At 64.2% G+C, this 15,331-nt stretch carries 10 protein-coding genes and 1 pseudogene; 7 read left to right on the plus strand and 4 right to left on the minus strand.

The genetic code is table 11. The annotated features are described in order from the left end of the window. Window positions 1–202: 202 nt before the first annotated feature. The 3 genes from QSV46_RS01450 to QSV46_RS01460 all read left to right on the plus strand — a co-directional run bounded on the left by QSV46_RS01450 (window position 203) and on the right by QSV46_RS01460 (window position 3,376). Complete coding sequence (locus QSV46_RS01450) at window positions 203–2,224, plus strand: hypothetical protein (RefSeq protein WP_314945288.1); 2,022 nt, start codon at window positions 203–205, stop codon at window positions 2,222–2,224. Between the two features lie 62 nt (window positions 2,225–2,286). Further along, the gene (locus tag QSV46_RS01455) at window positions 2,287–2,655 is read left to right on the plus strand and encodes a hypothetical protein (RefSeq protein WP_314945290.1); all 369 of its coding nucleotides are present in this window, start codon (window positions 2,287–2,289) and stop codon (window positions 2,653–2,655) included. A gap of 97 nt (window positions 2,656–2,752) precedes the next feature. Beyond that, window positions 2,753–3,376, plus strand: coding sequence for a putative 2OG-Fe(II) oxygenase (locus QSV46_RS01460; protein ID WP_314945292.1), 624 nt, complete (start codon window positions 2,753–2,755; stop codon window positions 3,374–3,376). A 21-nt stretch (window positions 3,377–3,397) separates the two neighbouring features. Here QSV46_RS01460 and QSV46_RS01465 read toward each other — a convergent pair whose 3' ends face one another. Then, window positions 3,398–6,025 (minus strand): spermidine synthase, encoded by a 2,628-nt coding sequence (locus QSV46_RS01465; protein ID WP_314945294.1) that lies wholly within the window; start codon window positions 6,023–6,025, stop codon window positions 3,398–3,400. Window positions 6,026–6,196: 171 nt separating this feature from the next. Next, the gene (locus tag QSV46_RS01470) at window positions 6,197–8,185 is read right to left on the minus strand and encodes a TonB-dependent receptor (RefSeq protein ID WP_314945296.1); all 1,989 of its coding nucleotides are present in this window, start codon (window positions 8,183–8,185) and stop codon (window positions 6,197–6,199) included. Between the two features lie 648 nt (window positions 8,186–8,833). Between QSV46_RS01470 and QSV46_RS01475 the strand changes: the two genes are divergently transcribed. From QSV46_RS01475 to QSV46_RS41345, 3 genes and pseudogenes are all read left to right on the plus strand, one after another. Next, a complete protein-coding gene (locus tag QSV46_RS01475) occupies window positions 8,834–9,442 on the plus strand; it encodes a hypothetical protein (RefSeq protein ID WP_314945299.1) in 609 nt (202 codons plus the stop codon). A gap of 238 nt (window positions 9,443–9,680) precedes the next feature. Beyond that, window positions 9,681–10,805 carry a mandelate racemase/muconate lactonizing enzyme family protein gene (locus tag QSV46_RS01480; RefSeq protein WP_314945301.1) on the plus strand — a complete coding sequence of 375 codons (1,125 nt, stop codon included), beginning with the start codon at window positions 9,681–9,683 and terminating at the stop codon, window positions 10,803–10,805. Between the two features lie 339 nt (window positions 10,806–11,144). Then, window positions 11,145–11,605, plus strand: a pseudogene (locus QSV46_RS41345) (ethanolamine ammonia-lyase light chain EutC). Between the two features lie 7 nt (window positions 11,606–11,612). Here the strand turns inward: QSV46_RS41345 and QSV46_RS01490 are convergent. Next, entirely contained in the window at window positions 11,613–13,031 is a 1,419-nt protein-coding gene (locus QSV46_RS01490; protein ID WP_314945306.1) for a cytosine permease, read from the minus strand. Window positions 13,032–13,321: 290 nt separating this feature from the next. Then, on the minus strand, window positions 13,322–13,816 hold the full coding sequence (locus QSV46_RS01495; protein WP_314945309.1) for a MarR family winged helix-turn-helix transcriptional regulator: 495 nt from the start codon (window positions 13,814–13,816) through the stop codon (window positions 13,322–13,324). 157 nt (window positions 13,817–13,973) lie between these two features. Here QSV46_RS01495 and QSV46_RS01500 point away from each other — a divergent pair, with 157 nt between their 5' ends. Next, window positions 13,974–15,266 carry an amidohydrolase/deacetylase family metallohydrolase gene (locus QSV46_RS01500; RefSeq protein WP_314945311.1) on the plus strand — a complete coding sequence of 431 codons (1,293 nt, stop codon included), beginning with the start codon at window positions 13,974–13,976 and terminating at the stop codon, window positions 15,264–15,266. Window positions 15,267–15,331: the final 65 nt, after the last annotated feature.

Here is a 15,331-nt window from a genome sequence, read left to right on the forward strand (position 1 = left end):
TGCACTTGAACAACGCAAGCGGCAAGCTGCCCAACGGACAACGGGACTTGCGAGGGCCAAAAATAAATCCTTCACGAAGCTGTATCGTAACTCTGGTCCATTGTCGGAGCTGCAGGGAGTCCCCTCACGATTGGGCCGGATAGTCCTATTCCCGGGGGCTCCGCTGCGTACTGCGACATTTGACCTGAATGAGGGGCGATAGATGTTTCCATCTGGCAAGACGATCCTGTTGACTGCCGCATCGGCATCCCTGGCGCTGACTCAGAGCGCTGCAGCCGAGGAGTTCAATCGCGGCGAGCGCCGCGGCAATCCTTATGTCGCCGGTGACATGCACAATCACAACACCTGCACGGATGGTTCGGTCGCCGCCGGCTACACGATCGATCGCGCGGTCGGGCGCGGTACCGCGTCCGCCGGCGGCAACAATTTCGACCTCGACTGGTTCACGCTCGGCAACCACGGCGGTTCCGGCAATCGCGACTGCCGCTTCAGCGACACCAGCGCCAAACTTCCAGGACAAACGACGACGACCTGGAGCCAGACGCTCGGCCAGACCATCGACGGGATCACGATCTCCAGCCTGAAGGGTACCCCGAACGGCAGCGGCACCGGCGCCACGATGTGGCGCTGGCAGTCGATCCGCGAGGTCGAGTATCCGATCATCGTCAATCGCACCGCCACGTACGACAAGGTGCTGATCGAAGGTCTCGAATGGATCGCGCCCGGCCATGAGCATGTCGACGTCGCCGTGATCACCGGGCAGCACCCGATGCACCCGAGGAAGGGGCCCGGCAACGCGGACAAGATGGCGGAGTTCGAATACCGCTTCGATCGCGCCGACACCGATGCAATCGGCCCCGTCATCGATGCCGGCGGCAATCAGCTCTGGCCGGGCAAAGACAACGTCAACAACACCGGCACGGCGGGCCACCAGAAAGCGCTCTCGGGCATCAAATGGTTGCAGACCAACTATCCGCTGCAATCCTATGTCATCCCCACCCATACCGAACGCCAGGGGCCGTTCAGCACGACCGCCAACAAGGGCTACAACATCGAGCACTTCCGCGACTTCAACAATGCGGGGCCGACGGTCGCGTTCGGCATCGAATCGCCCGGTCACTTTGCCGAGGGCGGTGTCAATGGCGGCTCCGGTTCTTACGGCACAAACGCCGTCGGTGGGGGCACTTACGGCATGAGCGGCATCTATACCGCGAAGGTCGGCGGCCTGTGGGACGGTCTGCTTGGCGAAGGCCGCAACTTCTTCGTGTATGTAAGCTCCGATTGGCACAGCCGCGGTGCAGGTGGTGCGCGTGACTCCTTCACGACGGCCGACTTCATTCCCGGCGAGTACACCAAGTTGTATGTTCCGAATGCCGGGCGGTTCTCATCGCAGCACGTCATCGACGGCATGCGTTCGGGCAACTCATACTCGGTCAACGCGGACCTGATCGGTCCCGATATGGTGTTCCGCGCCAAGGCGCGCGGCGACGACTGGAAGACCATGGGCGAGACGTTGGTCGTGAGGCCCGGTGAAAAGATCACGGTCGAGATGGAGTTGACCGTTCCGAACGAGAACAACAGCCCCTACAGCTTCGACAACCCGCTGCTGTTGCCGGTGGGAATCAAGCAGCCGCTGAACAAGCCGTCGCTCGACCACGTCGATCTGATCACCGGCCAGATCACCGGCGTCGTTGCGCCTGACGGCCCCAACTACGCGGTGGCGAATGCCGCGGGCACGGCGGGCGCGGCGATCGTGTACAATCCCTCCGCCACCATCGCTCGGCAGATCCCCGCGACGCAGATGAAGCGTGAGCATAGGGGAGACCGTGACGGCGTGCGCTTGCGGTTCACGACGACGTTTACCGCGGGCACCAAGCCGTTCTACATCCGTGCGCGCGGAACAAACATTCCGAATGGGACTCCCAACGTCTCCGATACCGCCGGAAATCCGCTGCTCGATGCCAACAACGCCCAGGTCAGTTGTACCGATCCGGCGTGCCCGGCGCATCTGGAGACGGTGAATGGCGCCAAGAAGGTCACCCACGACGTTCAGGCCTATTCGAACGTCTGGTTCTACGCCAACCCGATCTTCGTCAGGCCGGAAGGCTCGCCGAGGCTCCTGGTCGAGACCAACGCCGAACTGGCGCGACGGCTCGGACAGAGGGCTGACAACGATCACGATCACGATCACGGCCACGAGGGCCATCATCACGACCATCATTGACGTAACGTGAGGCCATCCGGCGGGACGCATCGTGCGATGTGTCCCGCCGTGCCCGTTTGGAAATGATTGATCCCGCCAACACGCCCTCGATGTACCTGTTTCGCATCACCATCTGCGCGCTGGGTCTCTTCGCTAGCTTCGGCTGCGGTGTGGCCGCACCTGGTGCCGCCGTGCCCGCCGCGGATGAACCCACACAGGAAGAGTGCAACGCCGCGGTCGCGGCGGCGCGCACATTGGCGGCCGATTTGCCGCCCGACCATCTCTCCCGCTACTTTGCCGAGAGACACTTGCACCAGGCCCTGGTTGAAGCCGGCAACGGAGAGTTCGACGAATGTCTGGAGATGGCTGCGCGTGCTTCCGACGAGGTGCGCGAACGGCGCCACGAGCTGCGGCCAGGCGAGAAGCTGAAGGTGCTCGGCCCCGACGACTAGTTGGGCCTCGAGCCGAGCTCCCTCGCGCTGTCATCGCAACGTCATCTTTGCCCGCGCATTGTTGGCGCGCGTTTCAACAACAGGTAGACGTTGCGACATGGATCAGATCGAGCCGCTTTTCCCGATACCCCTGCTGCGCTCGCCCGGGCTGCTTCCGCCCTCGCTGAACGAAGCCGCCGTGGCCGCGATCCGGGACACCCGCGTCGAAGGCAATCTGCGCTCGGGCCAACTGTTCCACACGGAGGTTGCCGATCCCCGTGATAACGAGCTGTTCCGGCACATCGCCGAACTTGCCGTCCCGAAGCTGGTTGATTTCGGCGTCCTCCTGTTCGGCGAAAAGCTGCGCTGGACCGTCAAGGAGATGTGGACCAACATGCTCGAGACCGGCGGCAACCAGACACTGCATTCCCATGCCAACAGTTTCGTCTCGGGAATTCTTTATCTGACGCCCTCGCATCCGGCCTGCAAGACGGTCTTCGTGCGGCCGCCCGGCGGCTTTGACTTTTCCTTCCGCCACCACACGCGAAGCGCCGCCATCGGGCCCTTCAATGCGGGCAAGTACGTCCTGCCGGAGGCCGAGCCCGGCGATCTCGTGCTCTTTCCAAGCTACCTTTACCACGAGGTGCCGAGGAATCAGGGCGAGCAGAGGATCACCATCGCCTTCAACGCCATTCCCGATCATCTCGACTGCTGGGGCTACCGCGTCAACTTTGCGCCCTGAGCGCGACGGACCGATCGCTATCTATCGCTCTCCGAACTCGCGTAGCAGAAGCTCCCGTGCCTCCCGGCGCGACGGCGCAGCCTGATCGATCCGGCGCAGCAGGCGCGCGGCCGCAGCCCGGTCTGAAACGGTCAAGGATTTCGCCATGCCCATCAGCGGTCCGTAGGCCGGATCGAATTCCGAGCTCAGTCGAAGCGCATCGATGAGGCCGGGCGAAGCCGCTTCGATCAAGGCGGCGCCGCGCGGATCGCCGGGCAGAGACGCGCCGGCTTCGAGAAAGCGGTTGCGCGCGCGCCAGTAGGCGTCGAGGCGCCCGCGCAACGCATCGTGCTCGGTTCCGCCGGTCAGGAGTTCATTCGGATCCGGTCGAATGTCTTTCGTGACGGCAAGCAGAAGCGACCAGGTTGTTGCACTGAGCGCACGGACATTTCGCCGGGCATCGAAGGTCACAAACGGATAATCATCCGTGTTGCGCGGTCCTTGACCTGCGAATGCGGAAAGGCTGCGCGGGCCTCCGAGGTATTGGCCGAGCAGATCGATCGGTGCCTCGAATCCCTGCGGTCGTATGACCGGCGCGGTCGCCGGATCGCGCAGCCGGGCAGCGAGCGCATCGGTATCGAGATGGCCGCCATCCCGGGTTCCGATGAGCGCGAGCATCGGCGTGCGGACGCTGTAGTGATTGAGCCAGGCCGAGCCGTCGGGATAGACGTCGAGAAAGCCACGGATGATGGCGCGCAGGGAGGGCAGATCGAGCTGGTACAGCGGCAGCCATTGGCAGAAAATCCCTCCCGGCGCCAGCCTGCGTTTCACAGCCGCGAAATGCTCCACCGTATAGAGCGCGCCACTGCCGTCGAGCGCGGGATGAAACAGGTCGGCGACGATCACGTCGTGCCAGCCAGTATCCGCAGCGACGTAACGGCGGGCGTCCGCGATGGTCACGCGCGGCGCCGAAGCCGGCGGCGGATTGACGAACCACGGCAGCAGGTCCACCACCTCCCGGGAGAGTTCGACGCCGCGCACGCTGACGCCGGGCATCTGCGTGCCGCCCACCATCGTGGCGCCCGTACCGATGCCGAGGAACAAAGCCCGATGCGGAGCCTCGTGAAGCAACAGCGGCAGCATCGCCTGACGGTAGTCAGATCGCGTCGAACTCGTCCCGCCCATGCGGAAGTGGCCGTTGACTTCGAGGTAGCGCGTGCCCGCGGCGTCGTCGACCACGCTGGCCGTCGCCATCGGCCCTTCGCTGACAGCGAGCAGCGCGCCGCCTGGCGGCACGCGCGTCAATGATGGCGCGGGATTAAGCCACAGGACGAGCGCAGAGATCGCCGGTGCGGTGGACCACAGCAACGCCGATCGGCTCGGCGGCAGCAGCAGCAGATAGCCCAGCGCAACGGGAAGCAGCGCCGTCCATGCGCCAAAAGCCGGAATCAGGAATTGTGCCGCCACCAGCGGCGCGATGCAGGCGCCGAGACTGTTGATGCCGACCGCCGATCCGACGGAGCCGCGCCGATCGCTCACCCGCTGCGCCAGCAGGCCGAACAATGCCCCCATCGCGGTCGCGGGGACCAGGAACAGCGATATCGCCACGGCCAGTTCCCCGAAGACATCCGCACGCGATGCGATCTCGACCAGGCGGCCGGCATAGGGCGCAAGCGCGGCCGTCGTGATGCAGGCGAACGCCGTTGCGGCGAGCAGGCCGCGGAGATTTCCATCATTCGCATCTCGCCCGGTCTGCTGCCAGAGCAAGCCCCCCGCCGCGGTGCCGAGCAGATACGCAGCCAGTAATCCGGCGAACGTGTAGACAGTGTCTTCCATCACCTGCGCGGCGAGCCGGACCACGAGGACCTCGAATGCGATTCCGAACAGTCCGGTGGCAAACAAGGTGATCGTGAGCCGCAGGTCTCGTATTTGTCGCAGTCGCTGGTCCCCGGCACCGGCTTTGTCCATCGCCGATCCGAGCGCAAGCGCGCCCAGGGCGCAGAATACATTGACCCCCGCGAGACAGAGCAGCGTTCCCGAAAATCCCAGCGCCGGGATCAGGAGGAATGTGGAGGCGAGCGTGCCCACCAGAGCCCCAGCGGTATTTGCCCCGTATACACCGGCCGTGACGCGCGCGTTGCCGCGCGCTTGCCGCGTCATCCGTTCCAGGGCGGCCAGGGTTCCGCCCATGGCCACCGTCGCCGGAAGCAGCACGAGAGTTGGCAGCGCCAGACTGCCGGCCCAGAGCAGGGCAGGGGACGGTTCGGTGCCGAGCAGCGGAGACAACGCGCGGCCGGCGGCGGGAAGAAGCCAGACGCTGATCAGACCCCAGGCGGCAATGACGGCTTCCAGGATCGCATAGACGGCCCAAGGCGATTTCGAACGGCGGATCAGCCCGTCAAGTGCGAACGCACCCAGAGCCAGGCCGCCGAAGAACCCGGCAATGACGCCGAGCACCGCCATCATCTCGGTGCCCAGCGCAAGGCTCAACTGGCGCGTCCACACGATCTCGTAGCCCAGGCCCGCAAACCCCGACGCCGTCACGACCGGGATCAGCGCCCAACGGTGGCTCGCAGCCTGACGGCCGCGGGCCGATGCGGGTTCGTCCTGCACCGCGTGCGCGAACCGGTCTCCCGAAGCGATCACGGTGCTGTCCGGCTTAGGTTGCATTCCCTCACTCCTGCCGCGAGCGTGCCTCGCCGTTCGGGTTGGGCTGGGCGCGTTCTCGGCAGACAGAAGCATCCGCTTCATGTCAGATTTTTTCAGGATTTGTGACGTTTGATCGGGGCCAGTTGTTTTCGCGCCGATCGGAGTGGATCTCGATGCGCAAGTCCGGCGCGATCAGAATCTTGCCGCCACCGTTAGCCGCACCGCGAGTGGCTCGGCCGGATGAACGTGACGATCAGCGACACCGCCGATCGGCTCTCCCGGCAGGCGCGACAGATAGTAATATTCGATCTGGTTGGTCTGGGAGTTGAAGAGATTGAGCACGTCGAGTTGCACCCGCAGGCCATTGTCGAACCTGTAGCCGGCGCGTGCATTGAAGATCAGCGACGACCGCGAACGGACGCTGTCATCCTCGATCAGGGGACGCGGGCCAAAATAACGGGCCTTTAGCGCGCCGAACCAGCCGGTGTCGCCGCCGAGTGTGATCGCACTGCTAGCCACCCACGCCGGCGCGCCGGGGATGCGGGCCCCCGCGGGATCGAAATCGGTGAAGCGGGCGTGGGTCTGGGCCACATCGAGATCGACCGTCATCCACGGCAACGGCTTGTACTGGTTCGTCCACTCAATGCCGACGCGGCGGCTCGGCCGGCTCGGCTCTGTGGTGCCGGCATCCCCGACGAACAACAGCTCCGAGTCGAAGTCGAGCACGAACACCGCCAGCGAGCTGGTGAGATCGTTGATCAGCCTCGTGCGAATGCCGAGTTCGGCGCCGCGAGAACGCACGAGAAGTGGTACGCGGTCGAGCGGGGTCACCTTGTCGCTCGGATCGACGGTAATCGTCGCGCCGCGGATATCGTTGCTGTGCAGGCCGTAGCCGGCATTGCCGTAGAACTCGGTCTTGTACCAGGGACCGAGCACCAGACCGGCCTTCGGGCTCGCCATCGAAGCCTGTGCGTTGCCCGAATTCTCCGGCGTATCGCCGAAGACGTGTCCGGCGAAGAAATCCTCGCGAATGCCGACCGTGGTGCGCAGCCAGTCGGTCCAGCGCGTGGTCGTGTCGGTCCAGAGACCGACATTGCCCTCCTGCACGCGGTCGTCGCGCACGGTCGAGAGCCATGTGCGCTGCCCGGTCTTGAACAGGCCGACGTGGATATCGTCATAGCGGCTCTGCACGCCGACGCGGGTCTGCGATGCGAGGCCGGCGAAGCGCCAGTCGAACGTGTGCCGGGCATCGAAGCCGCCGAGAGTACGCCCGTCGAGCTGGCTGAACTGGTCGCCATTGATGGGGCTGTCGAGAAAGTAGGTGAAATTGTTGAACAGCCGCAGGTCGGAGCGCAGGACATAGGCACTCACATTGGTCTGTCCGTAGCCGCTCGACTGCGCCCAATTGCTCGACAGGCTGAAACGGCTGGAGGTGCCGCCATCGGTCGGATCGAGCGTGCCGAGACGGTTGACCAGGCCATGGTCGATCGCGCGTTGCGGCACCTGGTCGGTCGAGTCCCAACCGTTGGAATAGGCCATCGCTGTCAGCGTCAGGCCGTCGGTCGCGGTGCCTTGGCTGTAGCGCACGACGCCGTTCAGCTTGCGGACATCGTCCGGCACGCCCCACGGTCCGTCATATTTGGCCGCCTCGATCGCCGTCAGCAGCGTGCCATCGCCAACGCGGGTCGATCCCGCCGCCAATGCGCGGCGATAGCCGAAACTGCCGAAGGTCATCTCCGCGATGTTGTGCGGCAGCTTGTTGACATAGTCGATCGCCACGGCACCGGCGGATGCGAAGTCACCCTGGTCGGCGAAATACGGTCCCTTGCGGACGCTGACCGACTTGATCAACTCGGGGATCAGCAAATTGATGTCCGCGTAGCCTTGCCCATGCCCATGGGTCGGCATGTTGACGGGCATGCCGTCGATGCTGATCGCAAGATCCGTGCCGTGATCGAGATTGAAGCCGCGCAGAAAGTACTGGTTGGCCTTGCCCTCGCCGGAGTGCTGCGTGACGATCAGGCCCGGCACCACTTCCAGCGCCTCGCCGGGCCGCGAGAACGGAATCGCGTTCACCTCCGCGCCGCTGATGCGAGTTGTGCTTGCGGCGGTGGGTTGCGAGGCGGATGACCCGGCGGGCGCCGCGCCGGCCGCACCGGCGCCCTCGGTCGGGCTGACCACGCGAGCGGCAACCTGATCGTGCAGGCCACGGTCTTTCGGCGGTCTTCTGCGGGGGTGCCGTTTGGAGGGCTGATTGTCCGCCGCTGCAATGGTGATCGGCGGAAGCTCGGCGGGCGCGGCCGCTCTGCTCTCGTGGGCCGGGGCCGGGAACGTGCAAAGGGCGGACGATAAGGCAGCGGAAAACACCCGCAACAAGACCCTACGCACCACGAAGTCTCCGCACGACAGCCACTGCAGTTCAACAACAAAGCCGCACTATGGCAGTCAAGTATGACGATCGCGAAACAATATCATACTAGCCTCCCGGTGGCCATTGTGAATGGCGAATAGATGCAATCACCGCGCCGATGCAATCACCGCGCCGCATTGCCGAGGGCTCAGATGGCAAGATTCATCTGCGCGCTGTTGCAGGCGGAATAGTCCGTTGAAACATCGTCAACGCGGTCGCCGCTTCGCACAGGTGTCACATGGGTGACCGATAAGGCTGCTTCCCTCGGCGATCTGACGCCTGACAAGCGCTACTTGTCTTGCGTGCGCAGGCCGTCAGCTTTTCATAACTGAGAATGTTGCGCTGCTGGCAATTGGCTGATGATGAGGGACCTGAGAGCACATCGGGCGATATGGCGGATCTCGGCATGGCTCGCGCCCATGCTCGCCGTTTCCGCCCCGACTTTTGCGCTGCCGGCGGATTTCTCGAGTGTCGACGCACCAACTTTCGTCGTGCTGGCGCCCGACCGCCCACTTCTGGAGATTCCGGCAACGTCGGCACCGGCAGTCAGTCCGGCGGTGCCATCGCCGTCTCCCGTGAAACGGGAGGCGATGCGAGGCAATCCGCTCTGGGCGGTTCCGCTCTCAACACTATCGGAGACGGGCGATCGACCGATCTTTTCGGCCTCGCGGCGGCCGCCGCCACCCGTAGTTTTGGCGTCTGCAGCGAACGCAGCACCGTCGCCGCCGCCAAGCCCCGTGCAGCCGGAGTTGCGGCTGGTGTTGGTCGGAACCGTGATCGGCGGTAATCAGAGTATCGGGATCTTTTTCGACGAGAACAGCAAGGCTACGCTGCGTCTGAAGCTCGACGCCGATTATCAGGGCTGGCGACTTCGTTCGGTGCATCGCCGGGAGGTGATCATGGCGCGCGGTGAGCTGACGGAGACGTTGGCGCTCACGAAATCAGGCGAAGCTTCGCCCGCGACAGGAACGGCGGTTGCGGAAAGTGCGGTGAGGCGAGGCAGCTCGCATACCGCTCAGTACGACTGATTGGGCACTGACGGCTACCGAAGCTAATTCATCGCGACCATTTTGGACCGTGGTGTCGATGTGGTCGTCGCAAGGACGGCCTCGGTGTGCTGGAACGGCTCAACGGGCTGACCACGGTTAAGGGAATGCCGTGGAAGGCGCGCTTTCCTGCGTTCACTGATATCAAGCAGGAAGATGACTGCGCGCGCGCTTACTGAGATGGTGGCGGCGCCGCGTGGTCCATGGCAGGATCTGCAACATGACCGACAGCTTCACCATCCGTTCGATTGAGGCGTTCTGCTACCGCTATCCGTTGGCGACGCCGGTGGTGACGTCGTTCGGCAAGATGCTCGACCGTCCGGCCGTCTTCGTTCGCGCTGTCGACGAAGACGGCGTCGCGGGATGGGGTGAAGCCTGGTCCAACTTTCCAGCGCCAGGTGCGGAGCATCGCACTCGGCTCGTCAATGAGGTGCTCGCGCCCGGCCTCGTCGGGCGCAAGTTCGACAGTCCCGCTGAGGCCTTCGAGGCGCTGACCAAGGGCACCGAGGTGCTGGCGCTTCAATGCGGCGAGCCCGGTCCGTTTGCGCAGGCGATCTCGGGCATCGATCTTGCGCTGTGGGATCTTTTCGCGCGACGTCGGAAGTTGCCGTTGTGGCGGCTGCTTGGCGGGCAGTCGCGCACGATCAAGGTCTATGCCAGCGGCATCAATCCCGGCGGCGCCGCGCAGACGGCCGAAGCCGCGCTCAAGCGGGGCCATCGCGCGCTGAAGCTCAAGGTCGGCTTCGGCGCCGAGACCGATGTTGCCAATCTCGCCGCGCTGCGCGGCATCGTCGGCGCCGGCATGCTCGCCGCCGATGCCAATCAAGGCTGGTCGGTCGCGCAGGCACTGGACATGCTGCCGCGGCTGGCCGCGTTCGATCTGCGCTGGCTGGAGGAGCCGATCCGCGCCGACCGGCCGCGCGAGGAATGGCGCAGTCTGCGCGCGAGCGCGAAGATGCCGATTGCCGCGGGCGAGAACATTTCGAGCGTCGAGGGATTCAGGAAAGTCCTCGCTGAGGACGTGCTCGGCGTGGTTCAGCCCGATATCGCCAAATGGGGCGGGCTGAGCGAATGCGCTGGCCTTGCGCGCGACATTCGGCAGTCAGGCAAGACGTTCTGCCCACATTATCTCGGCGGCGGAATCGGGCTGCTTGCCTCGGCGCATCTTCTGGCCGGTATCGGTGGTAATGGGTGGGTGGAGGTTGATATCAATGACAACCCGTTGCGCGATCTGTTTTGTGGCCCGATGCTCAATGTCAAGGAAGGCGCCGTGCAACTGGGCGAAGACCCCGGGCTCGGGATAGCACCCGATCTTCTCTCAATCGAGCGCTATCGCAGCATCTAGACCGGCGAGGGAAGCCTATTGGCCTCCGGGCACAAATGGCCCGCAGTTGAGTGGCCTCGATCTCTTTGGCCATGGCTCGCTCAACAGAGTTTGCCTATCGCGACGTCTCCAATCATTGCTCAAAATGATGTCGATGCTGTTGCCTGTCCTAGAAGCGCGCTGGACGCAGAGGGGAGGCGACATTCCGCGAGGCCTCTCACTGCGTGGCTCCGAGGACTTCGGACCTTTTTGGCTCCCGTCCGAAGGCCGGTAGCGCGCCTCGGCGGCGTCGGCTCGGACTATGCATCCTGATCGTCGTTGCGGACGGATTGTCTGCCAGCGCGATCGAAACAAAACGCCGTGCCGCTGGCGCCGGCCATCGTCGCGCAGTTTTTGGTACGGCAGCTCTCCATGGCTCCCCTTGTTCTGGCATCGCAGGCGCGGGTCGCGCTCGGCGATCCCATCGCGGAGGTCGTGGGCGCGCGGATCTCCATCATGATCGTTGGGGAGCGGCCCGGCTTTCGGCGGCCGACAGCGTCGGAGTGTATGTGACCTGCTCGCCGCGGCCGGGCACGCCCGATTCAAGAAGGAATTGCATATCCAACATCCGCGCTGGCGGACTTGCCATCGACCGCGCAGCCGAAGGAGTGGCCTCGCTGGTCGAAGGTATGCTGATAACAGGTATCAGCGGAGTTGGATTAATAGATGCCTTGGAGCGCCCAACGCCGGAACAGCTGGATCGCCTTGCCGCAGCTGTCGATGCCGTGACAAGGGCGCAGAGTCTGGGCGATTCCGACGCGAGCGAGGAACATGGTCCATGACCCGCGGCTACCTGCCTGCGCTGCTCGGGACGATCGAGGAAGGCGAGGTGACGAGCTTGCTCAGCGCAAGATAGACCAGCCCCGAGACTCCGATGCCGAACAACCAGCTCAGGTCGGCGCCGCCGAGCAGATTGGTCGAGATCGGTCCCTGGAGCGCGCCGACCAGACCGTCTTCCACCGACCATCCGGCCACCAGACCCGCGAAGAAGGCAATCATGCCGGCCCAGTTGATGTCGCCATAGACGCTGGTCTCCGGTGACCGATAGAGCTCGGGAACGTCGATGTTGCCCTTTCGCTTGATGAAGAAATCCGCGAGCACCACACCGGCCCAGGGACTCATCCACAACAACAGGCTGATCATCCAATTGTCGAACGCCTTGGCAAAGGACGGCGCGAAGATGAAATACAGCGTGACCAGATAACCGGCGATGCCGACGATGACGGTGAGCCAGAAGCGCGAGAACTTCAGTCCTGCGCTGAGCGCGGCCAGTGTCGCCGAGTAGACGTTGAGGATGTTGGTGGCGATCGGGCCGTGCAGCACCATCAGCAGCACCAGGATGCTGACCGGACCGCCGAACACCGCGCTCACCATCTTGGCGGGATCGGTATCGAGCGTCGTCGAGGCGATGGTTGCGCCGAGAATGCCGAGCCAGACCGTCGGCACGAACATGCCGATGTAGCTGTACCAGAACACGGACTTCGAAGGCACGCTCTTCGGCACGAAGCGCGAATAGTCGGAGGCCCAGGTGACCCAGGAAATACCCCAGCCGACGCCGATCGCCGTCGTCAGCAGCGTCAGCATCGCAAGATGTGCGCCCGGCGGCAGCGAGGTCGTCAGTCCCCAGTTGACGACGCCAGGACGGGTCCACGCCAAAATGCTCATCAGCACCATGATGGCGATGGTCGGCGGCACCGTGTATTTCTCGAAGGTGCGGATCGCGTAGAATCCATAGACCCCGATCAGGACCTGCACCGCCATCACCAGCGTGATGATGACGATCTCGATCAGCCAGGTGTCGGCAACGCCGAACTGACTGAGGATGCCGACCGAAACCTTGACCGGGAAGTAGGTGTTCACGCCGATCCAGCCCAGCGTCATCAGGAACATCAGGATGCTGGGCAGGTAGGCGCCGCGGACGCCGAATGCGGAGCGGCTCAGCACCATCTGGTTGACGCCGGTCTTGTGCCCCATCACCGTGAAGGTCGCGAAAATCGCGCAGCCGACGATGTTGCCGAGCACGATGACCGCGATCGTCTCCATCAGACCGAGCTTCAGGATGATGCCGAGGGCGCCGAGCGCCCAGTTGACCGGCGCGATGTTGGCGCCGGCCCAGATCCACATCTGCTGCGGCCCCGTCGAGTCCCGGTCCGCATCGGGAATTGGCTCGATGCTGTGAATATCAGCGCGAAGTTCGGAATCCGTCATGACATCCCCCAATACGAAGCACGCTTCGTATTGCTCGCAGCATAATTCGTGCCATTGCGCGCGGGGTGGCTTTGGGGGAGGGCTCGTGCGGATTGGATGCAACCTGCGTTGCGCCGGATTGCCACTGAGTTTTCAAGCGCGAGCCGACATCACGCGTCGGTTCGCATCGGCATTTGTCGAGACATGTGCCTGCAGTTCGGCGGCGAGCGCGGAGCTTCAGGGCGCAGCGCTGGCGCGCAGCGGCACGATGATAAATTGGGCAGCCCAACTCAAAAGTGCAGCAGCCGCAGCTAATCAAATAGGGCAGGGGCGCTGTCGTGCGTGGGGTTGCCGGCGACGATGCGCTGCATCATCTCGATGAACAGCGCGTGTTCCCTCTCACTCAGATCGCCCAGCGTCGCGCGGTGCGCTCTCCGTGCAGCACCCTCGATCTTGACCAGCAAGGCGGCGCCCGCCGGCGTCAATCGGCACAACCGCGCCCGCCGATCGTCCTTGTTGACCGCGCGCTCCACCAGATTTCGTGCGGCGAGCCGCTTCAGTGCGCCGGTCGTTGTGGTCCGATCGAGGGCGATATCGGCCGCCAAAGTCGTCTGATCGGCGGTTTCGCGCGCCGCCAGCGCGGAGAGCAGGCTGTATTGCAATGGCGTGACCTCGAACGCGCCGCACGCGTCCTGAAACAGCGCGACGTGAATCTGGTGCAGACGCCGGATCAGATAGCCGGGGCGTTGGGACAAGGGCCAGGGGCGGTGCTTGCCTCCGCTGCGACGTTTCTTTACTTGCCGCAATGCACGCTCTCCCAACCCTGAACGTCGTCGCGCTTAGCTCGATTCGAGTGCGCTGACCACAATCGGATCATGGCACGAAGTTTGCCTTTGTAAAATACGAAGCATGCTTCGTAATTCGCGAGCGGGCAACCGCCTGCGCGGGATAGAGGAGAGCGCCATGTCCGTTACTGCCAGCTCCGTCACTGCCAGCTTCGACCTTCTGCTGCGCGGCGGTCGCGTGATCTGTCCGGCCTCCGGCGTGGACGGCATCAGGGACATCGCCATCCGTAACGGCAAGATCGCGGCAGTCGCGCCGGACATCCTGCCGACCAGTGCCAAAGAGGTGGTCGATGTCGGCGGCAAGCTGGTGCTGCCGGGACTGATCGACACCCATGCGCATGTCTATCAATATGTCTCCGGCCGCTTCGGCATGAATGCCGACATGGTCGGCGTGCAGTCCGGCGTGACGACGGTGATCGACCAGGGCGGCCCATCCTGCATGACGCTGCCCGGCTTTCGTCACTTCGTCGCCGAGCCGTCCCGTACGCGCGTCTATGCCTTCCTGTCGGCCTATCTCGTCGGCGGGCTTGAAGGGCATTTCTATCCGCAGCTCTATAGCCCGGACGGTGTCGACGTTGATGCGACCGTCAAGTCGGCGTCGGCCAATCTCGACCTCGTGCGCGGCATCAAGGCCCATGCCGAGATCGGCGGTTTCGCGCGCTGGGGCATCCGCGTCATCGAGATGGCGGCGGAGATCGGCAAGCGCGCCGAACTGCCGGTCTATGTACATTTCGGCCAGCTCTGGGGACTGGCCGAGAGCGGCGCCAATGGCGAAGATGCCGACACCATCCTCACCCGCGTGATCCCGCTGCTGCGTGAAGGCGACATTCTCGCCCATCCGTTCACGCGGCATCCCGGCGGCTTCGTCAACCGCGAGGGCGAGGTGCACCCGGTGATCCAGGCCGCGCTCGACCGCGGTCTCAAGGTCGATGTCGGTCATGGCAGCCATTTCTCGTACCGGCTCGCGAGGAAGGCGATCGCCGCGGGCATTATTCCGACCACGCTGGGCGCCGACATCCACGGCTACAACACCCATGTGCCGGCGCCGGCCGGAACACCCGACGAGCACGAGGACGAGGAGAACCATCCGTTCGCAGGCCAGGCCAAATTCAGCTTGGTGCAGGCGATGAGCTCGATGATGGCGCTCGGCCTGACGCTGGAACAGGTGGTGCCGATGGTCACCTCCAATCCAGCCAAAATGCTCGGCCGCAGCGGCGAGATCGGCGCGCTCAAGGTCGGCATGGACGCCGACATCTCCGTGCTTGCCGAGAAGAACGGACGCTTCATCCTCAAGGACAACGAGAAGAACGAGGTGATCGCCGACCGCCTGCTCCAGCCGGCATTCTGCCTGCGTGCCGGCACGCGCTTTGACGCGGTCGCGCCGATCCTGCCGCAGGCCGTCGCGGCGTAAGGCCGCGCGGTGAAGGAGAAGGGCACGGAGTTGCGCAACGAGCGAGAATTTCCTTCTGGCAAGTC

This window comes from Bradyrhizobium cosmicum (assembly GCF_032290525.1).
GTDB lineage: Bacteria > Pseudomonadota > Alphaproteobacteria > Rhizobiales > Xanthobacteraceae > Bradyrhizobium > Bradyrhizobium cosmicum_A.

Bases quoted from the DNA above. Each gene is read 5' to 3' on its own strand.
- QSV46_RS01475 (WP_314945299.1), top strand. From the start codon at position 8,834: ATGCTCGCCGTTTCCGCCCCGACTTTTGCGCTGCCGGCGGATTTCTCG.
- QSV46_RS01460 (WP_314945292.1), top strand. From the start codon at position 2,753: ATGGATCAGATCGAGCCGCTTTTCCCGATACCCCTGCTGCGCTCGCCC.
- QSV46_RS01490 (WP_314945306.1), bottom strand. From the start codon at position 13,031: ATGACGGATTCCGAACTTCGCGCTGATATTCACAGCATCGAGCCAATT.
- QSV46_RS01455 (WP_314945290.1), top strand. From the start codon at position 2,287: ATGATTGATCCCGCCAACACGCCCTCGATGTACCTGTTTCGCATCACC.
- QSV46_RS01480 (WP_314945301.1), top strand. From the start codon at position 9,681: ATGACCGACAGCTTCACCATCCGTTCGATTGAGGCGTTCTGCTACCGC.
- QSV46_RS01465 (WP_314945294.1), bottom strand. From the start codon at position 6,025: ATGCAACCTAAGCCGGACAGCACCGTGATCGCTTCGGGAGACCGGTTC.
- QSV46_RS01500 (WP_314945311.1), top strand. From the start codon at position 13,974: ATGTCCGTTACTGCCAGCTCCGTCACTGCCAGCTTCGACCTTCTGCTG.
- QSV46_RS01450 (WP_314945288.1), top strand. From the start codon at position 203: ATGTTTCCATCTGGCAAGACGATCCTGTTGACTGCCGCATCGGCATCC.